A 21627-nucleotide genomic window follows, 5' to 3' on the forward strand; every position below is an offset into this window, starting at 1 on the left:
ATCATCATCAGTTATGGAGATGCACCAGCTGCGCTACTTCGCCGCCGTCGTCGACGAGGGCTCCTTCACCGCTGCCGCTGCTCGCCTGCATGTGAGCCAGTCCGGCATCAGCACCCAAGTCGGCAAGCTGGAACGCGAGTTGGGCCAGCAACTCCTCGAACGCGCCAGCCGGGGAGGCATCCGCCTCACCCCCGCCGGCGAGGCGATCCTCCCGCTGGCCAAGAACGCCCTCGCCACGCTCGACGACATCCAGCACACCGCCGCCGAGTTCGCGGAGGCCGTGCGCGGGCGCGTGCGCCTGGGCATGATCACGGGCTGCTCGATCCCGCCGTTCCTCGACGTCGTCGCCGACCTCGGCCGCACGCACCCCGGGATCGAACTCAGCCTGCACGAGGACGACTCCGAGCTCCTCCAGTCCCACGTCCTCGCCCGCACCCTCGACCTCGCGCTGATCGGATTCGCGGGCGAGGCCGACCCCGAGCTCGACGCGAGCGTCTTCGTCGACGAGCCGATCGCCGCCGTCGTGCCGATCGGGCACCCGCTCGACCGCAAGACCGTCCGCCTCGCCGACCTCCGAACCGGCGAGAAGATCCTCGGCCTGACCAGGGGTACCGGGATCCGCGCCGCCTACGACCGCTCGTGCCTCCAACTCGGCCTGGAGCCCCGCGTGGACATCGAGGCCGGCTCGCCGACGACGCTCCTGCGCCTCGCCGAACGCGGCGCGGGCGTGGCCGTCCTGAGCCCGTCGTCCGCCGTCGGCGTCCCGACGCTGCGCGTCATTCCCCTCAAGGACGCGGCCGTTCACGCCCGCCTGGGCCTCGTCGCCCGTCGTGACCGGCACTCGCCGGCCGTACGGCTGCTGCGGGCCAAGCTCCGTGCGGCACTCGGCGGTTCGTGACCCGGACGTCACGCCCCCAGGAAGCGCTGCAACTCGTCCAGCATGTAGTTGGCACCCGTGTACCCGATGCCCTCGAACCACAGCTGGTCGTCGACGGGGAACGCCCGGTGCGCCTTCACGGCGCCGAGCGCCTGCCACGCGGAGCTCGCCAGAACGGTGCCGGCGCCGGACCGCTCCGGATCGCCGTACGTCCCGTAGAGCAGGAGGTCGCCGTCCGCCCTGGCGATCTGGTCGAGCGGGACCTCGAAGTCGGACTGGTCGACGTTCTGCGCGTCCGGCCGCCCGATGCCCGCGTCCGACAGCACCACCCCCGGGAAGCTCTGCTTGCCGTACAGCCGGATCCCGCCGCCCTCGACGAACCGCACGAGGCTCACCTTCCGCCCGGACACCTTCGCGTCCGAGAGCGCGGCCGTCACCTGCGAGACGTGCCGCTGGTACGAGCCGACGAAGGCCGCGGCGGCCGCCTGCCGGCTCAACGCCTGGGCGTGCAGCTGGAAGTTGGCCTTCCAGGGGGCGCCCGTGGTCTGGGTGAGCACGGTGGGCGCCAGCTCCCGCAGGGCGTCGTAGCGGTCGCCGTCCCGCATCTGGTTGGACAGGATCAGGTCCGGCCGCAGCGACCGGATCGTCGCGAGGTCGGGCGCCCCGGCCGGCCCGACGTACGCGATCGCGGCCGTCCGGGACTGCGGCCAGTACTCCGGGTAGTGCGCGTCCAACGCGGGCCGCGCGGCCCCGATCGGCGCGATCCCGAGCGTGAGCGCCGAGTCGAACACGTCCGTGTCGAGCGCGACGACCCGCAGCGGCACACCCGGCACGACCACCGGCCCGACCGCGGTATTCACCGTCACCGGAGGCACCGCCGCACCCGACCCGCCCGCCGGGACCCCGTCCGTCCCCGAGCCCCCCGCCCGATTCGTCGTACACCCGGCAAGGGCGGCCCCACCCAGCCCGACCAGCAGCGCGCGACGGGTGATCCGGTGCATCGGCGATTCCTCGGACGGTCGGACGACGGGGGAGACGAACCCTGCCGATTATGTCCGAATTGCCACCCGACACCCGCCCGCGCCGCCCGGCCCCGGAAGGACGTGGCGCGGTCCGTTCGCCGTCAGGCCGCCGTCCACGGGGCGCCGGGGACCACCAGGGGGGTGCCGGTGACCGGGTCGGGGACGACGACCGAGTCGAGGCCGAAGACCTCGCGGACCAGGTCGGCCGTCACGACCTCCGCCGGGGTGCCCTGGGCGACGATGCGGCCCTCGCGCATGGCCACCAGATGGTCGGCGTAGCGGGCGGCCTGGTTGAGGTCGTGGAGGACGGCGACGACCGTGCGGGCGCGTTCGGCGTTGAGGCGGCGGACCAGGTCGAGGACCTCGACCTGGTGGGCGATGTCGAGGTAGGTCGTCGGCTCGTCGAGGAGCAGGACGTCGGTGCCCTGGGCGAGGGCCATCGCGATCCAGGCGCGCTGGCGCTGGCCGCCGGAGAGCTCGTCCATGCTGCGCTCGGCCAGGTCGGCCGTGGAGGTGCGCTCCAGGGCCTCGGCGACGGCGGCCTCGTCCTCCGGGGACCACTGCTGCCACCAGCTCTGGTGCGGCTGGCGGCCGCGGGCGACGAGGTCGGCGACCGAGATGCCCTCGGGGGCGGTCGGGGACTGCGGGAGCAGGCCGAGGCGCTGGGCGACCCGCTTGGTCGGGATGCGCGCCAGCTCCTCGCCGTCGAGCAGGACCGCGCCGCGGGCGGGCTTCAGGAGGCGGCCGAGGGCGCGCAGCAGCGTGGACTTGCCGCACGCGTTCGGGCCGACGATCACCGTGACCCGGCCCTCCGGCACCGTGACGTCCAGGCCCTCGACGACCGTGCGCGCCTCGTAGGCGAGGGTCAGGTCACGGGCTTCCAGCACGGCCATCAGGCACCTCCACGGCGGGATCGGACGAGCAACCACATCAGGTAGGGCGCGCCGACCAGGCCGGTCACGACGCCCACCGGCAGTTCGGTCGGGGCGAGCAGGCGCCGGGCGATCAGGTCGGCGAGGACGACGATCAGGGCGCCGGTCAGCGCCGAGCACAGCAGCGGGACCTGCGCGGAGCGGGCGAGCCGCAGGGCGATCTGCGGGGCCATCAGGGCGACGAAGTCCACCGGGCCGGCCGCGCCCGCCGCGCACGAGGCGAGGACGGTGCCGAGCAGCGCCATGCCGAGCCGGATCCGGTCCAGCCGCAGGCCGAGGCCGACGGCGGTCGCGTCGTCGAAGGAGATCGAGCGCTGCGCCCGCGCCGCCCACAGGGCGACGGGCGCGGCGGAGAGCAGCACCCAGGCGAGCCGGCCGGCCTGGTCGTAGCCGGAGCCGTTGAGGCTGCCCGTCATCCAGACCTTGGCGGCCTGTGCCTGGAAGCCGTCGCCCTTGGTGAGGAAGACGGAGGTCAGCGAGGAGAGCGCGACGCTGATCCCGATGCCGATGAGGACGAAGCGCTGCGCGTGCAGCCCGCGCCGCCAGGCGAGCGCGTAGACGAGCACTCCGGCGACGAGGCCGCCGAGGACGGCCGCGTACGGGGCCTGGCCGGTGGAGCCGACGACGCCGTACGCCATGAGGCCGACGACGGTCGCGGTGGCGCCCCACGTGACGCCGACGACGTCGGGGCTGGCGAGCGGATTGCGGGCGACGGTCTGGACGAGTGCCCCGGCCAGCCCGAGCGCGGTGCCGACCAGCAGGCCGACGACGATGCGGGGCAGCCGGAACTCGCCCACCACCAGCTCGTTCGGGTTCGGCTTCCCGAGCACGACCTCGACGACGTCGACCGGCGACACGGTGGACTCGCCGAGGCACAGCGAGGCGATCACGGTGCCGGCCAGTGCCGCCAGCAGCCCGAGCGCGACGAAGGCCGAGCGCCGGTGCAGCAGGAACGACGCCCGTCCGGCCCGGACGACGGTGTAGCCGCGCAGGGAAACCGACGTCACGCCGCCACCACCTTGCGCCGCCGCACCAGCGCGACCAGCACCGGGACGCCCACGAGCGCCGTCATCACCCCGGCCGGGACCTCCGACGGCGGGAAGAGCACCCGCCCGAGCGTGTCCGCGAGGAGCAGCAGCGCCGGGCCGAGCACGGCGGAGAAGGCGAGCACCCACCGGTTGTCGGCCCCCGCGACGGCGCGCGCCGCGTGCGGGACGGCCAGGCCGACGAACGCGATCGGGCCCGCCGCCGCGACCGCGGAGCCGGTCAGCACGGTGGCCCCGAGGGCGCCCACCGCCCGGACGAGGCCCGTCTTCGCGCCGAGCCCCTTCGCGGTGTCCTCGCCGAGCGCGAGCGCGTCCAGCCCGCGCGCCACCGCGACCACGAGCACCGTCCCGACCAGCAGGAAGGGCAGCAGCTGCCAGGCCACGTCGGAGGTCCGCCCGGACAGCGAGCCGACGTGCCAGAACCGGAACCGGTCCATCGTCGCGGCGTCCGTCGTGAGCACCAGCGTGTTCAGCGACGCGATGAACGCGGAGATCGCCGAGCCGGCCAGCGCCAGCTTGACCGGTGTCGCGCCGCCGCGCCCGCGCCCGGCGAGGCCGTACACGAGCACGGTGGCGATCACGGCGCCCGCGAACCCGAACCAGACGTACCCGGTCAGCGTCGAGACCCCGAAGCCGGAGATCGCCACGACCACGCCGGCCGCCGCGCCCTGGGAGACGCCGAGGATGCCGGGGTCGGCGATCGGGTTGCGGGTGAGGCCCTGCATGACGGCCCCGGCGAGGCCGAGCGCCGCGCCGACGGCGACGCCGACGACCGTGCGCGGCACCCGCAGCTCGCGGACGACGACGGCGTCGGCGGTGTCGCCGCCGTGCAGCAGGGCGTCGAGCGTCTCGGAGAAGGGGATCGTGCGGCTGCCGGCCGAGAGGCTCAGCAGCACCGCGCCGGCCAGGACGGCCAGCGCGGCGACGAGCCACGGTATGCGGCGGTGGGAGGTCCGTCGCCGGCCGGGCGGCGGCGCGGCGGTGGTGTCGGTCATGGGCCCTCTTCCGCAGACAACTCAGGTAAACCTAAGTTCCGCCGCGAAGCCCCGGCAAATCGCCTCGTCCCCGCACCGGCCGTTGGATAGCCTGGCGCCATGCCCGCGACTTCCGCCACCCCGCTCACCGTCGGCTTCGACCTCGACATGACGCTGCTGGACACCCGGCCGGGGATCCGCGCCACGTACCTGGCGCTGTCGGCCGAGACCGGTACCCCCATCGACGCCGACCTCGTCGTCACCCGGCTCGGCCCGCCGCTGCTGGACGAGATCCGCAACTGGTTCCCCGAGGACGAGGTCGAGCGCGCCGCCGCCCGCTACCGCGAGCTGTACCGGGAGTACGCCTTCGCCCCGACCGTCGCCCTGCCCGGCGCGCACGCGGCGGTCGAGGCCGTCCGCGCGCACGGCGGCCGGGTCGCCGTGATCACCGGCAAGTACGAGCCGAACGCCCGCCTCCACCTGGAGCACGCCAAGCTGCACGCGGACGCGCTGGTCGGCGACCTCTGGGCGGAGACCAAGGGCGACGCGCTGCGCGAGCACGGCGCGACGGTCTACGTCGGCGACCACCTCGGCGACATCGTCGGGGCCCGCCGCGCGGACGCCGTCGCGGTGGGCGTGGCCACCGGGCCGTACGGCGCGGACGAGCTGCGGGCGGCCGGCGCGGACGTGGTGCTCGCCGACCTCACCGGGTTCCCGGCCTGGCTCGCCGGGCACCTGGGCGCGTAGGGCGCGTCACGCCTGCGAGGCCGCGCGGCGCTTCTGGGCGCGCGCGTTCACGAACAGCCCGACCAGCGCGAGCAGGAAGCCCGCCGGCATCAGCATGCTGAGCCAGTACGCGGCCGTCGGCAGCGGCGTGAGGTGCAGGAACAGCGGGACGAAGGTGACCAGGGTGGCGAGCGCGCCCACGCCGAAGACGATCGCTCCGGCCCGGACGTAGGCGTCGCCGCGGTCGGCGCTCTGGCTGCTCACTTCTGCTTGCTCCTCGGGAGGTGCTCGGGGGCGCTTCGGGGTGCTCGGGGGTGCCTTCGGACGTGCCCCCGGTGTCCGGGGGCGTTCCGGGCGCGAGGGGTCGCGCCGGGGCACTCCAGTCTGGCAGAGCCGGGCGGGGTGCTCCCGGCCCGGCTCCCGCCGCACCGCTTCGCAGACGAGCGGTTCGGTCACGTTGCGCAGTTTCCCGGAAGCTGGGAGTTTCGATCCCTGCTGAGCGGGGGTATGCACGGGTTGCCTAGGGGTGCGAGTGGCGCGCCCCGACTTCCCCGGAGCCGGAGGTGTGAGCCGCATGGACAGCGCTGAGCCGCGCCCAGGGCGCACCAGTACCGGCTCTCCCGTGATCGCGAGAGCCCCACGGGCCCAGGTGCCCGAGTCGCCGGACCGCGGAACTTTCGCGGAACGCGGATGAGGCAGTGACGGACCGTTAGTCTGCTCCTGACAGCGTGCTGACCATGAGCGCCCACGGGCGCCGAGCCGAGGTCGGCCCGCGCTTTCCACCACCCAGTGATCCCCGGCCAGGGCCGGGATCCCTCACACCCATTCGAGGACTGTTCGAGATGCCCACCGGCCAGGTCAAGTGGTTCAACGAGACGAAGGGCTTCGGCTTCCTGTCGCGCGACGACGGCGGCGACGTCTTCGTCCACACCAAGGCGCTGCCCACCGGTGTCACGAGTCTGAAGCCGGGCCAGCGGGTCGAGTTCGGCGTGGTCGCGGGCCACCGCGGCGACCAGGCGATGGCCGTGCAGCTGCTGGAGGCCCTGCCCTCGGTGGCCGCCGCCCAGCGCCGCAGCGCCGACGACATGGCGCCCATCGTCCAGGACCTGATCACCACGCTGGACGCGGTGCTCCCCGGCCTGCAGCACGGCCGCTACCCGGCGAAGCCGACGGGTCAGAAGCTGGCCGGCCTGCTGCGCGCGGTGGCCGACCAGTTCGACCTCTGAGCAGGGCCCCGAGGGGCGTCAGAACGCGAGCGCACCCGGGTCGAGCGGGGGTACCAGCCCCTCGGCGGCGGCCCGGGTGAGCAGCGCGCGGACGGCCGCGTAGCCCTCCTCGCCGAGGTCCGCGGTGAACTCGTTCACGTAGAGCCCGATGTGCTGGTCGGCGACGGCCGGGTCCATCTCCTGGGCGTGCGCGAGCACGTACTCCCGGCTGGCCGCCGGGTCCGCCCAGGCCTGCCGGACGGACGCGCGGATCGCGTCGGTGAGCGCGCGCAGCCGCTCGGCGCCCAGCGAGCGCTTCGCGACGATCGCGCCGAGCGGGATTGGCAGGCCGGTCTCCCGCTCCCAGGCCTCGCCCATGTCGGCGAGGCTGTGCAGCCCGTACTGCCGGTAGGTGAAGCGCGCCTCGTGGATCACCAGGCCGGCGTCCACCCGGCCGTCCCGGACGGCGGGCATGATCTCGTGGAACGGCAGGACGACGATCTCGCCGAAGCCCCCCGGCACGGCCTTCGCGGCCCAGAGCCGGAACAGCAGGTAGGCGGTGGACCGCTCGGACGGCACCGCCACGGTCTTGCCGGTGAGGTCCCCGGGGGCCGCCACGCCCGGCCGGGTGAGCACCAGCGGGCCGCAGCCGCGGCCGAGCGCGCCGCCGCAGGGCAGCAGCGTGTACTCCGCCAGGACCCACGGCAGGGCGCCGTAGCTGATCTTCAGGACGTCCAGCTCGCCGCGCTCGGCCAGCCCGTTCGTGACGTCGATGTCCGCGAACGTCACCTCGGGGGCGTCGGCGCCGGGCACCAGGCCGTGCGCCCAGGCGTGGAAGACGAAGGTGTCGTTCGGGCAGGGCGAGTACGCGATGCTGAGCCGTTCAGCCACGGCCGGCCTCCTCGGTGAGTGCCTCGGCGAGGGTCTCGACGAGTGCGGGGACGGGCAGCGCGGCGAAGGCCCGCTCCAGCGCGGCCAGGGCGTCGCCGATCCGCCAGGCGGCCCGGTCGCGCGGGCCCACCGGGTTGGAGACCGTCCGCAGCTCGAAGGCCGGCACGCCGAACCGGGCGGCGGCCTCGGCCACGCCGAAGCCCTCCATCGCCTCGGCCGCGGCGCCCGGGTGGCGGGCGGTCAGGGCGGCGGCCCGCTCGGCGCTGCCGGTGACGGTGGAGACGGTCAGGACGGGCCCGGTGACGGCCCCCAGCGCCCGTGCGGCGAGCGCGACGGCGGCCGGGGGAGGCGTGTGCCGGGTGGTGCCGAAGCCGAGCTCGGCGACGTCGGCGAAGCCCTCGGGGGTCTCGGCGCCCAGGTCGGCGGCGACGATCGCGTCGGCCACCACGGTCGCGCCCACCGGGGCGTGCGGGGCGAACCCGCCCGCGATGCCGGCCGACACGACCAGCCCGTAGCGGTGCGCCGAGAGGGCAGCTGCGGCGCCGGCCGCAGCGGCGGCCGGACCGACCCCGCCCGCCAGGACGTCCACGGCCCCGGCGCGGTGCAGCTCCCCGCCCGGCAGCGGCAGCGGCAGCGCGTGCGCCCCGCCCGGCAGGCCCCGCAGGACCGCCTCGGCCTCGGCGGGCACCGCGACGACGACGAGCAGCCGGGCCCGCTCGGGGCCCGACTGCTCGCTGTGCCCGTCGGCGACGGCGCGCGCGGTCATCGCAGGACCGTCAGTTGTCCTGGGTGTTCAGCTGGAAGTACCAGACGGCGGTCGGGTTGTCCGAGTTCTTGTCGCCCTCGACCACGGTCACCAGCGTCTTGCCGGAGGCGTTCAGCAGCTTGCCGGCCGACTGCGAGCCCGAGTAGGTCGCGTTCTTGGCGTAGGAGAACAGGCTGTAGCGCCCGCCCTGGGCCTGCGTGCCGCCGTTGGTGAAGGCCCACCAGCCCTTGTCGGCCACGTTCGGCGAGACGCCGACGCCGACGTTGTCGCTGACGACGACGTCCGAGGTCGGGAGCGTGCCGTCCTTGAGGGCCTGGGTGGCCGTCTCCTGGCACTTCTGCTGGTCGTCCTCGGTCAGCGGGTTGCCGTCGTTCCAGCACAGCGGGTCCGCGGCGAGCGAGGAGTTGCCCACGGTCAGGGTGGCGCGGTGGCTGTTGTGCGCGGTCTGGCCGGACGCGTAGGCGATGGACCCGCCGACCGTGCCGGCGCCGATCACGACGACGGCGCCGAGGGCGGCGATGACACGGGTATCGAGGCTCATGGGTCAGAATCTACCGGGCTTCGCCGATCACGCTACGCGGGGGTCGGCAACCGCGTGTTGCCGCCCGCGCCGCTCACCCGCCGGCCGGGCACCGGTCAGGCGACCCGGGGCGCCGTCGGGTGCCGGCGCAGGCCCACCCGGAACAGCGAACGGATCGTCCACAGCAGCACCAGGCCGACCACCGAGGCGGCCACCGAGAGCCCCAGCTCGCCGTTGAGCGGCAGCAGGATGCCGACCGCGCCGCCGGCCACCCAGGACAGCTGCATCAGCGTCTCCGAACGGGCGAACGCCGAGGTCCGGACCGCCTCCGGGACGTCCCGCTGGATCAGCGCGTCCAGCGCCAGCTTGCCGAGCGAGGCCGCCATGCCGGCCGTCCCGGCGATCATGATCACCGTCACGACGCCGTACCAGAGGGCCGAGGCCGCCGTCGCGCACGTCGCGAGCAGCAGCATCGCGGTGACCGTCGCCTCCGGGCCGCGCGTGCGCAGCCACGAGCCCAGGACGGAACCCAGTGCGTTGCCCGTGCCCGCCGCCAGGGCGACCAGGCCCAGCGCCAGCGTGGGCCGCAGGCCGCCGATCGGCTCCTCGCGCAGCAGGAACGCCAGGAACATCACCAGGAAGCCGACCAGCCACTTCATCGCCGCCATCGCCCGCAGCGCCAGCACCACCGAAGGGCCGACCGTGCGCAGCGAGGTCTTGACCGGCGGCGGCTTGTGGTGGATCAGGTGCGAGCCCTCGGTGTGCACCTCGGCGTGCAGCACGGCCCGCTGCTCGCCCTTCGCCGAGTCCACCGTGTGCGGCAGGTGGAAGGCCATCAGGGTGCCGATCACGAAGACCAGGAACGCCCCGCGCAGCGGCCAGCCGGGCCCGATCAGGTGCAGCAGCCCGCCCACCGCGGCGGCCACGCCGGTGGCCAGCAGACCGGCCAGGGTGACCCGGGAGTTCGCCTTCACCAGGGACAGCCGGTGCGGCAGCAGCCGGGGCACCACGACGCTGCGCACCACGCCGTACGCCTTGGACGCCACCAGCACGCCGAGCGCCTCGGGGTACAGCGCGATGCCGCCGCCCGAGATCACCCCGGCCATCGTCCAGGCCAGGACCGCCCGGGCCAGCATCGACATCGCCATGGCGGCGCGGCGGCCGTGCGGCAGGCGGTCCAGCAACGGGCCGACCACGGGGGCGAGGACGGCGAACGGGGCCATCGTGATCAGCAGGTAGAGCGCCACCCGGCCGCGCGCCTCGCCGGTCGGGACGGAGAAGAAGATCGTCGAGGCCAGGGCGATGGTGATCAGCATGTCGCCGAAGGAGTTCAGCGCGTGCAGCTCGATCAGCTTCGCGAGGCCCGACTCGCCCGCGCCCTCGGCCGACGTGGCCCGGCGGATCCGGCGGCCGGTGCCGTGCACCACCCGGCCGGTGCGGGCGCCGGCGGCGGAGGCGCCGCGGACGAGGAAGTTGCGGTGGGGGCCGGGGGGCTCCTCCACGTCCGCGTCGGGGTCCTCGCCCGGGTGCCCGGTGACCGGGCCGTCGCCGTGCTTCGTGAGGTCGACCCGGACGGGCGCGGACGTCCCGGAACCGTCCGCCGGCTGCGGTTCGCCCGCAGGGTGGACCGGGGGCTGCTGTCGCGGCACCGCGTTCGTCTCGTCCGGGCCGTCGGCCTGCGAGGCGCGCAGTGCGTGCTGCGACGGGTTTTCGTCCGCCACAAGGCCATCCTGCCCCAGATTCGCTTCTGCGACGCGGGATTCCGCTCCGCTCGGCGCGGCCCCCGGAGGTCCGCCGGAGCCCCGGACTGTGCCGGGGCGCCGACCGACGGGTAGCCTGCCCAAGGTCCGCCCGCCCGGGTCCCACGGCGCCGGCAGGCCCGGACGAGCGGCGCGGTCGGTACCCGCGGCGGCCTCCGGTCGCGCAGAATGGACGAGGTACCCCGAGCCGCGACGGAACAGGCAACACGCCGTGGGCGACAGAAGAACTGGGAGAGAATCGACGCCGTGAGTGCTGCGATGCGAAGCCGTACCCCCGATCGGCTCTGTGCAGAGGCCGTCGAACTCGCCCGCCAGGCCGCCGAAGAGGCGGTCGGAGCGGAAGCCGTCGGGACGCACCTGGGTGTCCAGGCGGACGCCGACCGTGTCGTCACCCACAGCTTCGAGTGCCTCGACGCGGCCTACCGCGGCTGGCACTGGGCGGTCACCGTCGCCCGCGCCCCGCGCGCCAAGAACGTCACCCTCGACGAGGTCGTCCTGCTGCCGGGCCCCGACGCCGTCCTCGCCCCCCAGTGGGTGCCGTGGAGCGAGCGCCTGCGGCCCGGCGACATGGGACCCGGCGACCTGCTCCCCACCGACGCCGACGACCTGCGCCTGGAGCCCGGCTGGACCGGCGAGGACGAGCCCGCGCCGAACTCCGCGGTGGCGCAGGCCGCCGAGGAGGACGTCGTCGTCAGCGACACCGGCGTCCAGCCGGCCCCGGTCCGCGCGCAGATCAACGCCGTCGCCGAGGAGCTCGGCATGGGCCGCAGCCGGGTGCTCTCCCGGCTCGGCCTGCACCTGGCCGCCGACCGCTGGGAGAAGGCGCACGGCCCGCAGACCCCGATGGCGCAGGCCGCGCCCGCCTCGTGCAACAGCTGCGGCTTCCTGATCCCGATCGGCGGCTCGCTCGGGCAGGCCTTCGGCGTGTGCGGCAACGAGTTCGGACCGGCCGACGGGCAGATCGTCTCCTTCGCGTACGGCTGCGGCGGGCACTCCGAGGCGGCCGTGATCCCGGCTCCGCCGGCGCCGTCCGAGCTGATCCTGGACGAGCTGGTGGTCGAGCCGATGCAGCTCCACCCGGACCGCGCCTCCGGCTCCGTCGAGCCGGACGCCCCGGCCGAGGAGCTCGGCCACTCCTGACGCGTGCCGCTCCGGCCCGTCCCGCCGCACCGGCGGGGCGGGCCGTGGTGTCTTCTGGACGCCTCCGGCGGGGGTGTGGGCGGGGGTTTGGGGTGGGGGTGCCTCCGGCGGGGTGGGCGGGGGTTTGAGGTGGTGTGGGCCCTGCGCGGGGGCGGGCCGAGGTGTCTTCCGGGGCGCCTCTGGTGGGGGTGCGGGCAGGGTCCGGGCCCGGGGTGGCGCGGGCCGTGGTCGGGAGCAGTCGGTGGGGCAGGGAAGAATGCCCTACGACGTACAGGGCGGCGGAAGGCGGCAGGTCCAGTGGAACCTCGGATCATCGGCAGCGGCACGGACGAGCACCTCGCGGACCCCTTCGGGAGTGCCGTGCTGCGCCGACGCGTGCTGGACGCCTGGGCCGCCTCGCCGGCCCGGTTCCGGGAGGACGCCAACGCCGAGGAGGAGCTCGCCCTCGGCGGCTACCGCGACCGGCTGGTCGTCGAGTTGGCGCAGAACGCCGCCGACGCCGCCGTCCGCGCCGGGCGCGGCCCCGGCCGGCTGCGGCTGACCCTCGCCGACGGCGTGCTCGCCGCCGCCAACACCGGCGCCCCGCTCGACGCCGCCGCCGTCGAGTCGCTGTCCACCCTGCGCGCCTCCTCCAAGCGCGGCGAGGCGCCCAGCGTCGGCCGGTTCGGCGTCGGCTTCGCCGCCGTCCTCGCCGTCACCGATGAGCCCGCCGTGCTCGGCGCCGCGGGCGGCGTCCGCTGGTCGCTCGGCGAGGCCCGCGCGCTCGCCGAGGCTCAGCCCTCGCTCGCCGACGAGCTGCGCCGCCGCGACGGTCACGTCCCGCTGCTGCGGCTGCCGTTCGCGGCCGAGGGCCCGGCCCCCGAGGGCTACGACACGGTGGTCGTGCTGCCGCTGCGCGACGCCGCCGCCGAGGACCTGACGCGCCGCCTGCTGCTCGCCGTCGACGACGCGCTGCTGCTCACCCTCCCCGGCCTCGCCGAGATCGTCGTGGAGACCCCGGACGGCACCCGCACGCTCACCCGCACCGCCTCCGAGCCGCGCCCCGACGGCGTCACCGAGGTGACCGTCACGGACGACGAGGGCGGCCGCCCCCGGCAGACGCTCTGGCAGACCGTCGGCGCCTCCGGCCGGCTCGATCCCGAGCTGCTCGTCGACCGCCCCACCGAGGAGCGCGCCCGCCCGTACTGGACGGTCACCTGGGCCGTCCCGGTGGCCGAGGACGGCACCCCGCAGCTGCCCGGCGTCCTGCCCGTCCTGCACGCGCCGACGCCGAGCGACGAGCCGGTCGGCCTGCCCGCGCTGCTCATCGCCTCGTACCCGCTGGACTCCACCCGCCGGCACGTCGCCCCGGGACCGCTCGCCGCCTTCCTGACCGAGCGCGCCGCCGACAGCTACGCCGACCTGCTGCGCGCCCGCGGCGGCGACCTGGGCTCGCTCGGCCTGGTGCCCGGTCCGCTCGGCGACGGCGCGCTGGACAACGAGCTGCGCGGGGCGATCCTCCAGCGGCTGCCCGGCACGCCGTTCCTGCCGCACCCGGCGCCGGTCGAAGAGGGCACGCCCGCGCTGCGGCCCCGGGACGCGACGCTGCTGGAGGGCGCGGACGGCTCGGTGGTCGAGGCGCTGGCGCCGATCTTCCCCGGTCTGCTGCCGGCCGGCCTGGAGCGCCGCACCGAGCTGCGCGTGCTGAACGTGCGCCGGGTGCCGCTCGCCGAGGTGGTCGACCAGCTCGGCGGCCTGGACCGCGAGCCCGCCTGGTGGTGCAACCTGTACGCGGCGCTCGGCGCGGCCGACCCGGAGGCGCTCGGCGCGCTGCCCGTCCCGCTCGCCGACGGCCGGACGGTCACCGGGCCGCGGCGCGTCCTGCTGCCCTCCGACGCCGCCGACTGGGCGGCCTTCCCCGGCTACCCCGAGTCGCTGGCCGGGGCGCTCGCCGCGCTCGACCTGCGGCTCGCCCACCCGGAGGCGTCGCACCCGCTGCTGGCCAAGCTGGGCGCCGGCACCGCGACCCCGGCCGGCGTGCTGGACACGCCCGAGGTGCGGGCCGCCGTCGCCCGCTCCTTCGAGGTGGCCGAGGACGACCTCGACGCCGCCCTCGAACTGGCCGACGCCGTCCTGGCGCTGGTCAGGGCCGCAGCCCCGGCCGTCGGCGAGCACCCGTGGCTGGCCCGGCTGGCGCTGCTCGACGACGAGGGCGAGCCCGCCCGGGCCGGCGAACTCGTGCTCCCCGGCAGCCCGTTCGCGGCCCTCGCGCGCGAGGAGGACGCCGGCTGGGTGGACGACGACCTGCTGGAGCGCTGGGGCCCCGACGTGCTCGGCGCGGTCGGCGTGCTGGCCGACTTCGTCCTGGTCCGGGCCGAGGACGTCGTGCTCGACCCGGACGACCTGGAGCGCCTCGACCCGACCGTCCCGGCCGACCGCGCGGCCGGCGGCCACCCCACCGGCCTGCTCGACGAGGCACCGGACGGGCTCGCCGAGTGGGCCGAGGACGCGCTCGACGCCCTGCACGCCGACGACGGCGACACCGTGGGCGTGCCGCCGGTGGCCGCTGAGCTGCTGGCCGTCCGCGACCTTGACCTGATCGACGACGACGCCTGGCCCGAGGCGCTCGCCGCGCTCGCCCGCCCGCCGTACCGGGACGCCGTCGTCAACCCCGTCCGCACCCTGCTGCCGAACAGCTCGTACGCCGACCTGCCGCCGTACACCGCGTGGTGGCTGCGCGACCACCCGGTGCTGGACGGCCGCGAGCCGGCCGGCCTGCGCGCCGCCGGGGCGGACCCGCTGCTGCGCGGCCTGTACGACGAGGCCCGCACCACGCTGGACGAGCAGTTCCTGCACGCCCTCGGCGTGCGGACGACGCTCGCCGCGCTGCTCGCCGAACCGCACGGGCCGGACGAGGTCCTGGACCGGCTCACCGACCCGGACGCCGAGGTCGGCCACCGCCAGCTGCACGGCATCCACAGCGCGCTGGCCCGGGTCGACGCCGGGCGGATCGAAGCCCTGGACGTCGTACGGGCGTTGCCGCCGCTGGACCCGGAGACCGGCCGCCGCCCGGCGCACACGGTGGTCGTCGACGCCACCGAGGCGGTCGTCGCGGACGCCCCCGACCTCGTCCAGCTCCTGCACTCCCACCCGCTGCTGCCGGTCGCCCCGGCGCTCGCGGCGGACCTCGCCGAGCGCCTGCACGTGTCGCTGGCCAGCGAGGTGGCGGGCGGGCGGGTGCTCTCCGAGGGCGTGCTGCACCGGGTGCCGGCCGTGGTGCGGGAGCTGCTGCCCGGCTGCCCGGTGGCGTACGAGGAGCACGAGGAGCTGCTCGTCGTCGGCCCGGACGGCAACGAGGCCGCGGTGGACTGGCGCCTGGACCGCGGGGCGGACGCGCCCGAGCCGCCGTACGACCCGGACACGGCCGAGGCCGGCGACGAGGACGACGAGTTCGAGGTGCCGCCGGTGCCGGGCCTGCTGCACGCGGCCACCCCCGAGGGGCTGGCGGCCGGGCTGGCCTGGTCGGTCGGGCAGTGGCACCGGCGGTTCGAGGTGCTGGCCGCGCTCAGCGAGCCGGACCGGGCCTACGAGCTGTCCGCGGCACGGGACTTCGAGGGCTGAGCGGGGCGGGCAGGCCGAGCGGGCCGGGCACGGCCGAGTCCGTTGTCCGGTGTCAGCGGGTCCGTCCGTCGGGGCGGGCCCGCAGCCGCAGGTAGAGCGTGACGGTGACGGTCAGCCAGACCACGCCGAGCGTCAGCATCCCGGCGGCCCGCAGCGACGGCTCGGACCTCGGCAGCACGTGCAGGACCGTCATCGCCAGGGCCGGCGGCGTGACCGCCAGCAGCCCGCCCAGGAAGGCGATGAACGCCTCCAACTCCCCACCCCTGCGCGCCATCCGGCACCCCCTCTCGGGGGCATGTTAGGCCGGACGAGGACGCCGCGTCACTCGTAGCCGCGGCGTTTCATGAAGCGCCAGGCGATTTCCAGGGCCATGCAGCAGATCACCGCGATGCCGACGCCCGTCCACGGGTCGCGGATGCCGACCAGGCGGAGCTGGAAGAAGTCGGACAGCCACGGGACCAGCAGCACCAGCGAGAACGCGCCGCCCATCGTGCCGATCAGCAGCAGGCGCCACCAGTTGTACGGGCGGGCGACGATGGCGAGCACCCAGATGGCGATCAGGAACAGCGTCAGCGTGGCCACGCTGGTGTCGGCCTTGAGGTCCGTCGCGTGGTTCGCCCTGGCCAGCGCGTAGGCCACGAACGTCCCGGTGCCCGCGATGGCGCCGCCCGGGATCGCCAGCCGCAGCACGCGTTTGACGAAGCCGGTGCGGGCGCGCTCGTTGTTGGGGGCGAGCGCGAGGAAGAAGGCCGGCACGCCGATGGTGAGCGTGGACAGCACGGTCGAGTGCCGGGGCAGGAACGGGTACGGCGAGTGGGTGAAGATCACCAGCAGCGCCAGCAGGACCGAGTACACGGTCTTGACCAGGAACAGCCCGGCGACGCGCTCGATGTTGCCGATCACCCGGCGGCCCTCGGCCACCACCGAGGGGAGCGTCGCGAAGGAGTCGTTCAGCAGCACGATCTGGGCGACCGCCTTGGTCGCGTCGCTGCCGGTGCCCATCGCCACGCCGATGTCCGCGTCCTTGAGCGCGAGCACGTCGTTGACGCCGTCGCCCGTCATGGCCACCGTGTGCCCGCGCGACTGCAGCGCGCCGACCAGCTCGCGCTTCTGCTGCGGGGTGACGCGGCCGAACACGCTCGTGCGATCGGCGGCGTCGGCGAGCGCCTCCGGCTCGGTCGGCAGCGTGCGGGCGTCCAGCGGCTGGTCCGCGCCGGGCAGGCCGAGGTGGGCGGCGACCGCGCCGACCGAGACCGCGGCGTCGCCGGAGATCACCTTCGCCCGGACCTGCTGCCCCTCGAAGTACCGCAGCGTGGCCGCCGCGTCCTCGCGCAGCCGCTGCTGCAGCACCACCAGGGCGAGCGGCGTGAGGCCCGCCGCCGGGTCCGGGGAGTCCAGCGGGACGGGATTGCGCCCGATCAGCAGCACCCGCAGGCCCTTGGCGCCCAGCTCGTCCACCTCGGCGAGCGCCGGGTGGCCGGCCGGCAGCAGGACGTCGGGGGCGCCGAGCAGCCAGGTGGCCTCGCCGCCCTGCGGCTCCAGCAGCTGCACGCCGCTCCACTTGCGGGCGGAGGAGAACGGCATGGCCTCGATCACGCGCCAGCCGTTCGCACCGCCCGCGGCCCCGGTCATGGTCCGCGAGCCGTCCCCGTAGGCGGCGATGACGGCCTGCATGGACGGGTTCGGCCGCGCGTCGGCCCCGGCCATCACGCCGAGCGCGTGCTCGATCGTCCGCGGCCCGACCGCCCCGGGCACGCCGTCGGAGATCACGCGCAGGTCGATCACGTCCATGCCGCCCTCGGTGAGCGTGCCGGTCTTGTCCAGGCACACCGTGTCGACCCGGGCCAGCCCTTCGATCGCGGGCAGCTCCTGCACCAGGCACTGCTTGCGCCCGAGCCGGATCACGCCGATCGCGAAGGCGACCGAGGTGAGCAGCACCAGGCCCTCCGGGACCATCGGCACGATGCCGGCCACCATGCGGCGCACCGCCTCGCGCCAGTCCCGGCCCTCGACGGCCAGCTGGCTGATGATCAGGCCGATCGCGGTCGGGACCAGCAGGTAGGTGATGAACCGCAGGATGCTGTTGATGCCGGTGCGCAGCTCCGACTTCACCAGCGTGAACCGGCTCGCCTCCTCGGCCAGTTGCGCCGCGTACGCCTCGCGCCCGACCTTCGTCGCGGTGAACGCGCCCGCGCCGGCCACCACGAAGCTGCCGGACATCACCTGGTCGCCGGGCTGTTTGAGGACGGGGTCGGGCTCGCCGGTCAGCAGCGACTCGTCGATCTCCAGGCCGTCCGCCTCGGTGACCTCGCCGTCGACGATCACCTTGTCGCCGATGCCGAGCAGCACGGTGTCGTCGAGCACGATCTCGCCGACGCCGATCTGCTGGACGGTGCCGTCCCGGCGCACCTGCGGGCGGGCCTCGCCGATCAGGGCCAGGCTGTCCAGGGTCTTCTTGGCGCGCAGCTCCTGGATGATGCCGATCGCCGTGTTGGCGACGATGACCAGGCCGAACAGGCCGTCCTGGATGGGGCCGACGACCAGGATGATCCCGAACATCACGCCGATGATCGCGTTGAACCGGGTGAAGACGTTGGCCCGGACGATCTCCTTGGCGGAGCGGCTGGAGCGCACCGGGACGTCGTTGACCTGTCCGCGCGCGACCCGCTCGGCCACCTCCGCGCCGCTCAGCCCGCCGCGCCGGCCGGGCAGCAGGCCGAGGGGGTGCGCACCGTCGGGGCGGTCGCCGTCGCCGGGCTGCTCTTCCGCGGAGTGGGCAGGCTGCGTCATGGCACCGACTCTACGGGTGCCTTATGTCCGATGCGTGCTACTAAAGGCCTATTCGGTCCGACCGGGTGGCCGGGGTCTACGCGGCCCCGTCCGGGCCCGTCCCTTCGGGGTGCGCGGCAGCCGCGGCCTCGGCGGCGCGGCTGCGGGCGATCGCGTCCCGGCGGGCGCGGCAGTACCAGAGGCCGATCAGGCCGAGCAGTCCGCCGGACAGGCAGACCCAGGGCCAGGTGCCGTGGCCGTGGTCGGAGAGGGTGCCCTGGAACGGCAGCAGCACCAGGAAGGCGACGAACCACAGCACCGTGCCGCCGCCGACGATCGCGACGTCGTTGGCCTCCAGCGGCGGAGGGGAGGGGTGCAGCGGGGTCTTGGGCATGGGGCCTAGCGTACGGGGCGCGGGTCCGGCGGGGGCCATCCGGCGTCCGCTCGGGGCCGCGTGCGGCTCTACGCGCGAAGATAGCGCGGGTTCGATCCGGAAACCATACTTTTAGTTCTGCGCCCGGCCACCGTCGACCAGGGCGTTCACCCCCCTCCTCCGCCCCCCACAGAGGACGCACGCATGCCTGTGGTCCAGCCGACCACCGAGTCGCCCGAGCCCGCCGACACCGCGCCCGAGCCGCCCTCCGGCGCCCTGGACCGCTACTTCCGGATCAGCGAGCGCGGCTCCACCCTGCCGCGCGAGATCCGCGGCGGCGTGGCCACGTTCTTCACCATGGCCTACATCCTGGTGCTCAACCCGATCATCCTGGCCAGCGCCACGGACCTGAACGGGACCCACCTGGACAGCGCCCAGCTGGTCACCGCGACCGCCCTCACCGCGGGTCTCACCACCCTGCTGATGGGCGTCATCGGCAATGTGCCGATCGGCCTGGCCGCCGGCCTCGGCGTCAACACCATCGTGGCGCTCCAGCTCGCGCCCAGGATGACCTGGCCGGACGCGATGGGCATGGTCGTCCTGGCCGGCTTCGCGATCATGCTGCTGGTCGCCACCGGGCTGCGCGAGCGGGTCATGAACGCCGTGCCGCTCGGGCTGCGCAAGGCCATCGCGATCGGCATCGGCCTGTTCATCAGCCTCGTCGGGCTGGTCGACTCCGGCTTCGTCAGCCGCATCCCGGACGCCGCCCACACCACCGTGCCGCTCCAGCTCGGCGGCAGCGGCCACCTGCTCGGCTGGCCGGTCCTGGTGTTCGTCGTCGGCCTGCTGCTCACCCTCGTCCTGGTGATCCGCAAGGTGCCCGGCGCGATCCTCATCAGCATCGCGGTCAGCACCGCCGTCGCCGTCGTGATCGATAAGTTCGCCGACATCCCGGCGCTCAAGTGGGGCCTGACCGTCCCGGCGTGGCCCGGCAACCCGGTCGCGGCCCCGGACTTCGGCCTGGTCGGCAAGGTCAGCCTGTTCGGCGGCTTCGAGAAGGTCGGCGTGCTGACCGGCGCGCTGTTCGTCTTCACCGTGCTGATGTCGTGCTTCTTCGACGCGATGGGCACCATCCTCGGCGTCGCCGACGAGGCCCACCTGCTCGACGAGAAGGGCGACCTGCCGGGCATCAACCGGATCCTCATGGTCGACGGCATCGCCACGGCGGCCGGCGGCGCCACCTCCGCGTCCGCGAACACCTGCTTCGTCGAGTCCACGGCCGGCGTCGGCGAGGGCGCCAGGACCGGCTTCGCCTCGATCGTCACGGGCCTGCTCTTCGTGGTGGCGCTCTTCCTCACCCCGCTCGCCACCATGGTCCCCGCGCAGGCCGCCACCCCGGCCCTGGTCACCGTCGGCTTCCTGATCCTGGCCAACTCGATCAAGGAGATCGACTGGGCCGACTACACGATCGCGATCCCGGCGTTCCTGACGATCGTGATGATGCCCTTCACCTACAGCATCACCAATGGCATCGGCTTCGGCTTCGTCGCCTTCTGCATCCTGCGCATCGCCGCGGGCCGCGGCCGCGAGGTCCCGATCCCGATGTACGCGGTCGCGGGCGTCTTCGCCTTCTACTACCTGATGCCGGCCCTCGGCCTGCTCTGAGCCTGCTTCGCCGGGTTTCCGACGGCCCCGCACCCCTTGGGTGCGGGGCCGTGTTCGATATCGAGAATGTTCCTGGACTGATATCGTTTTCTTGTTGTCGATCGAGGGAGAAGGCCATGGCTCGCACGGTGATCGATCTCGACGATGACCTTCTCGCCGAGGCGCAGCGCTTGTTCGGCACGACGACGAAGGTCGCCACGGTCAATGCGGCGCTGTTGGAGGCCGTGAAGCTGGCCAGGCGGATAGAGCTGGCCGATGCCATCGCCAACGGGGAGTTCGACCTCCTCGGGGAGCCGGGCAAGTCGGCTGCCGCGTGACCCGAGAGCGCTACCTGATCGACAAGTCGGCCCTGGCGCGCTGGGGCAAACCGGCGGTGCGGCCGGTTCTCGACGATCTCTCGCAGCGGGCGCTCCTCGCGGTGAGCGCCGCGGTCGAGATGGAGGTCCTGCACAGCGCCCGGAGTGCGGCGGAAGCGGACCGGCTGAGCCACCTGCTCCGGGGGTTCGACTACCTGCCGTGCACCGATGAGGTCTGGGACCGGGCGAAGGACATCCAGCGTCGTGCGCTGTTCCGCGGGAACCATCGCGCCCTGTCGATGGCCGACCTGCTGATCGCCGCGACGGCGGAACGGCACGGGGTCACGGTCCTGCACTACGACGGCGACTACGACATGATCGCGTCCATCACCGGGCAGCCCACTCGCTGGGTCGTGCCGGGCGGTACGGCCGACTGAACTACCTGATGCCGGCCCTCGGCCTGCTCTGAGCGCGGTACGCCCCGCACGCGGCCCCGCCCTCCTCCGTGGAGGGCGGGGCCGCGGTGTGTTTCGGCCGGGCTACTGGACGCAGAACTCGTTGCCCTCGGGGTCGGCCATCGTCGTCCATTCGCCGCCGTTCTCCTTCACGTGGCGCAGGACGGTGGCGCCGAGGGACCGCAGGCGGGTGACGGTGGCCTCGCGGGCTCCGGGGCCGGGGTGGAGATCGAGGTGGAGGCGGTTCTTCGTCTCCTTGGGCTCGGGGACGGCCTGGAAGAGGATGCGGCGGCCCAGGCCGGTGCCGGTGGCCGGGTCGAACGGGTCGTCCGGGTGGCGGACGGCGAGCAGGGCGCGGAAGGCGGGGCGGCCCTCGAACTCGGTCACGGCCTCCGCGGGGAGGGCGCCGGCCGCGAGGAGGCGGGTGACCAGGGCGCTGTTGTCCTCGACCGCGTAGTCGAGGGCGGCGGCCCAGAAGGCGGCCTGGCGGAGCGGATCGGCGCAGTCGACGACGAGTTTCCAGTGCAGCGGCATGTAACCGGTTATATCGGTTACCGGTCGAGGGAGACAATCGGACGCGTGGGAAAGGTGTCAAAAATGTGACTGTGTA

The 21627-nt window shown here is 74.5% G+C and carries 21 protein-coding genes; 8 read left to right on the forward strand and 13 right to left on the reverse strand.

Annotated elements, in window-relative coordinates:
* The first annotated feature begins 13 nt into the window (after window positions 1-13).
* On the forward strand, window positions 14-898 hold the full coding sequence (locus ACFVSN_RS43645) for a LysR family transcriptional regulator (RefSeq protein WP_387959077.1): 885 nt from the start codon (window positions 14-16) through the stop codon (window positions 896-898).
* Window positions 899-906: 8 nt separating this feature from the next.
* Here ACFVSN_RS43645 and ACFVSN_RS43650 read toward each other — a convergent pair whose 3' ends face one another.
* The 4 genes from ACFVSN_RS43650 to ACFVSN_RS43665 form a co-directional block, all read right to left on the reverse strand.
* Window positions 907-1743, reverse strand: coding sequence for an ABC transporter substrate-binding protein (locus ACFVSN_RS43650; protein WP_380502579.1), 837 nt, complete (start codon window positions 1741-1743; stop codon window positions 907-909).
* 257 nt (window positions 1744-2000) lie between these two features.
* On the reverse strand, window positions 2001-2792 hold the full coding sequence (locus ACFVSN_RS43655) for an ABC transporter ATP-binding protein (RefSeq protein ID WP_380435506.1): 792 nt from the start codon (window positions 2790-2792) through the stop codon (window positions 2001-2003).
* Window positions 2792-3838 (reverse strand): FecCD family ABC transporter permease, encoded by a 1047-nt coding sequence (locus tag ACFVSN_RS43660; RefSeq protein ID WP_387959080.1) that lies wholly within the window; start codon window positions 3836-3838, stop codon window positions 2792-2794. Before ACFVSN_RS43660 ends, ACFVSN_RS43655 begins: the two co-directional genes overlap by 1 nt.
* Window positions 3835-4872 (reverse strand): FecCD family ABC transporter permease, encoded by a 1038-nt coding sequence (locus ACFVSN_RS43665; protein WP_380435510.1) that lies wholly within the window; start codon window positions 4870-4872, stop codon window positions 3835-3837. The genes ACFVSN_RS43660 and ACFVSN_RS43665 overlap by 4 nt, the downstream gene beginning before the upstream one ends.
* 99 nt (window positions 4873-4971) lie before the next feature.
* Here ACFVSN_RS43665 and ACFVSN_RS43670 point away from each other — a divergent pair, with 99 nt between their 5' ends.
* Window positions 4972-5598: an HAD family hydrolase gene (locus ACFVSN_RS43670; RefSeq protein WP_387959083.1), complete on the forward strand. Its 627-nt coding sequence runs from the start codon at window positions 4972-4974 to the stop codon at window positions 5596-5598.
* A gap of 6 nt (window positions 5599-5604) precedes the next feature.
* Here ACFVSN_RS43670 and ACFVSN_RS43675 read toward each other — a convergent pair whose 3' ends face one another.
* On the reverse strand, window positions 5605-5841 hold the full coding sequence (locus ACFVSN_RS43675) for a hypothetical protein (RefSeq protein ID WP_359967645.1): 237 nt from the start codon (window positions 5839-5841) through the stop codon (window positions 5605-5607).
* Window positions 5842-6419: 578 nt separating this feature from the next.
* Between ACFVSN_RS43675 and ACFVSN_RS43680 the strand changes: the two genes are divergently transcribed.
* The gene (locus ACFVSN_RS43680; protein ID WP_359967648.1) at window positions 6420-6803 is read left to right on the forward strand and encodes a cold-shock protein; all 384 of its coding nucleotides are present in this window, start codon (window positions 6420-6422) and stop codon (window positions 6801-6803) included.
* Between the two features lie 18 nt (window positions 6804-6821).
* Here the strand turns inward: ACFVSN_RS43680 and ACFVSN_RS43685 are convergent, their stop codons facing one another.
* The 4 genes from ACFVSN_RS43685 to ACFVSN_RS43700 all read right to left on the reverse strand — a co-directional run bounded on the left by ACFVSN_RS43685 (window position 6822) and on the right by ACFVSN_RS43700 (window position 10461).
* Complete coding sequence (locus ACFVSN_RS43685) at window positions 6822-7673, reverse strand: 1,4-dihydroxy-6-naphthoate synthase (RefSeq protein ID WP_380502567.1); 852 nt, start codon at window positions 7671-7673, stop codon at window positions 6822-6824.
* Window positions 7666-8439: a futalosine hydrolase gene (locus tag ACFVSN_RS43690; RefSeq protein WP_380498362.1), complete on the reverse strand. Its 774-nt coding sequence runs from the start codon at window positions 8437-8439 to the stop codon at window positions 7666-7668. Before ACFVSN_RS43690 ends, ACFVSN_RS43685 begins: the two co-directional genes overlap by 8 nt.
* A gap of 10 nt (window positions 8440-8449) precedes the next feature.
* The gene (locus tag ACFVSN_RS43695) at window positions 8450-8980 is read right to left on the reverse strand and encodes a hypothetical protein (RefSeq protein WP_380435519.1); all 531 of its coding nucleotides are present in this window, start codon (window positions 8978-8980) and stop codon (window positions 8450-8452) included.
* Window positions 8981-9075: 95 nt separating this feature from the next.
* Complete coding sequence (locus tag ACFVSN_RS43700; RefSeq protein ID WP_380498378.1) at window positions 9076-10461, reverse strand: MFS transporter; 1386 nt, start codon at window positions 10459-10461, stop codon at window positions 9076-9078.
* Window positions 10462-10977: 516 nt separating this feature from the next.
* Between ACFVSN_RS43700 and ACFVSN_RS43705 the strand changes: the two genes are divergently transcribed.
* Both ACFVSN_RS43705 and ACFVSN_RS43710 read left to right on the forward strand, forming a co-directional pair.
* Complete coding sequence (locus tag ACFVSN_RS43705) at window positions 10978-11859, forward strand: DUF3027 domain-containing protein (RefSeq protein WP_380435521.1); 882 nt, start codon at window positions 10978-10980, stop codon at window positions 11857-11859.
* Between the two features lie 297 nt (window positions 11860-12156).
* On the forward strand, window positions 12157-15459 hold the full coding sequence (locus ACFVSN_RS43710; RefSeq protein WP_387959086.1) for a sacsin N-terminal ATP-binding-like domain-containing protein: 3303 nt from the start codon (window positions 12157-12159) through the stop codon (window positions 15457-15459).
* Window positions 15460-15511: 52 nt separating this feature from the next.
* Here the strand turns inward: ACFVSN_RS43710 and ACFVSN_RS43715 are convergent, their stop codons facing one another.
* The 3 genes from ACFVSN_RS43715 to ACFVSN_RS43725 form a co-directional block, all read right to left on the reverse strand.
* Window positions 15512-15733 (reverse strand): hypothetical protein, encoded by a 222-nt coding sequence (locus ACFVSN_RS43715; RefSeq protein WP_380435525.1) that lies wholly within the window; start codon window positions 15731-15733, stop codon window positions 15512-15514.
* Between the two features lie 47 nt (window positions 15734-15780).
* Entirely contained in the window at window positions 15781-18249 is a 2469-nt protein-coding gene (locus tag ACFVSN_RS43720; RefSeq protein WP_387959088.1) for an HAD-IC family P-type ATPase, read from the reverse strand.
* 76 nt (window positions 18250-18325) lie between these two features.
* Complete coding sequence (locus ACFVSN_RS43725; protein ID WP_380435529.1) at window positions 18326-18622, reverse strand: DUF2530 domain-containing protein; 297 nt, start codon at window positions 18620-18622, stop codon at window positions 18326-18328.
* 183 nt (window positions 18623-18805) lie between these two features.
* Here ACFVSN_RS43725 and ACFVSN_RS43730 point away from each other — a divergent pair, with 183 nt between their 5' ends.
* The 3 genes from ACFVSN_RS43730 (at window position 18806) to ACFVSN_RS43740 (ending at window position 20999) form a co-directional block, all read left to right on the forward strand.
* Window positions 18806-20266 carry an NCS2 family permease gene (locus tag ACFVSN_RS43730; protein ID WP_380502556.1) on the forward strand — a complete coding sequence of 487 codons (1461 nt, stop codon included), beginning with the start codon at window positions 18806-18808 and terminating at the stop codon, window positions 20264-20266.
* A 116-nt stretch (window positions 20267-20382) separates the two neighbouring features.
* Window positions 20383-20583, forward strand: coding sequence for a type II toxin-antitoxin system VapB family antitoxin (locus ACFVSN_RS43735; protein ID WP_380498365.1), 201 nt, complete (start codon window positions 20383-20385; stop codon window positions 20581-20583).
* On the forward strand, window positions 20580-20999 hold the full coding sequence (locus ACFVSN_RS43740) for a PIN domain nuclease (protein WP_380502553.1): 420 nt from the start codon (window positions 20580-20582) through the stop codon (window positions 20997-20999). Before ACFVSN_RS43735 ends, ACFVSN_RS43740 begins: the two co-directional genes overlap by 4 nt.
* A gap of 102 nt (window positions 21000-21101) precedes the next feature.
* Here ACFVSN_RS43740 and ACFVSN_RS43745 read toward each other — a convergent pair whose 3' ends face one another.
* Window positions 21102-21551, reverse strand: a complete 450-nt coding sequence (locus ACFVSN_RS43745; protein WP_380498367.1) for a VOC family protein — start codon at window positions 21549-21551, stop codon at window positions 21102-21104.
* Between the last annotated feature and the right edge of the window lie 76 nt (window positions 21552-21627).

The organism is Kitasatospora sp. NPDC057904, from assembly GCF_042887925.1.
GTDB lineage: Bacteria > Actinomycetota > Actinomycetes > Streptomycetales > Streptomycetaceae > Kitasatospora.

Coding starts and splice junctions, on each gene's coding strand:
- ACFVSN_RS43690 (WP_380498362.1), bottom strand. CDS start 8,439: ATGACCGCGCGCGCCGTCGCCGACGGGCACAGCGAGCAGTCGGGCCCC.
- ACFVSN_RS43745 (WP_380498367.1), bottom strand. CDS start 21,551: ATGCCGCTGCACTGGAAACTCGTCGTCGACTGCGCCGATCCGCTCCGC.
- ACFVSN_RS43665 (WP_380435510.1), bottom strand. CDS start 4,872: ATGACCGACACCACCGCCGCGCCGCCGCCCGGCCGGCGACGGACCTCC.
- ACFVSN_RS43705 (WP_380435521.1), top strand. CDS start 10,978: ATGCGAAGCCGTACCCCCGATCGGCTCTGTGCAGAGGCCGTCGAACTC.
- ACFVSN_RS43680 (WP_359967648.1), top strand. CDS start 6,420: ATGCCCACCGGCCAGGTCAAGTGGTTCAACGAGACGAAGGGCTTCGGC.
- ACFVSN_RS43725 (WP_380435529.1), bottom strand. CDS start 18,622: ATGCCCAAGACCCCGCTGCACCCCTCCCCTCCGCCGCTGGAGGCCAAC.
- ACFVSN_RS43670 (WP_387959083.1), top strand. CDS start 4,972: ATGCCCGCGACTTCCGCCACCCCGCTCACCGTCGGCTTCGACCTCGAC.
- ACFVSN_RS43645 (WP_387959077.1), top strand. CDS start 14: ATGGAGATGCACCAGCTGCGCTACTTCGCCGCCGTCGTCGACGAGGGC.
- ACFVSN_RS43735 (WP_380498365.1), top strand. CDS start 20,383: ATGGCTCGCACGGTGATCGATCTCGACGATGACCTTCTCGCCGAGGCG.
- ACFVSN_RS43715 (WP_380435525.1), bottom strand. CDS start 15,733: ATGGCGCGCAGGGGTGGGGAGTTGGAGGCGTTCATCGCCTTCCTGGGC.
- ACFVSN_RS43730 (WP_380502556.1), top strand. CDS start 18,806: ATGCCTGTGGTCCAGCCGACCACCGAGTCGCCCGAGCCCGCCGACACC.
- ACFVSN_RS43695 (WP_380435519.1), bottom strand. CDS start 8,980: ATGAGCCTCGATACCCGTGTCATCGCCGCCCTCGGCGCCGTCGTCGTG.
- ACFVSN_RS43655 (WP_380435506.1), bottom strand. CDS start 2,792: ATGGCCGTGCTGGAAGCCCGTGACCTGACCCTCGCCTACGAGGCGCGC.
- ACFVSN_RS43720 (WP_387959088.1), bottom strand. CDS start 18,249: ATGACGCAGCCTGCCCACTCCGCGGAAGAGCAGCCCGGCGACGGCGAC.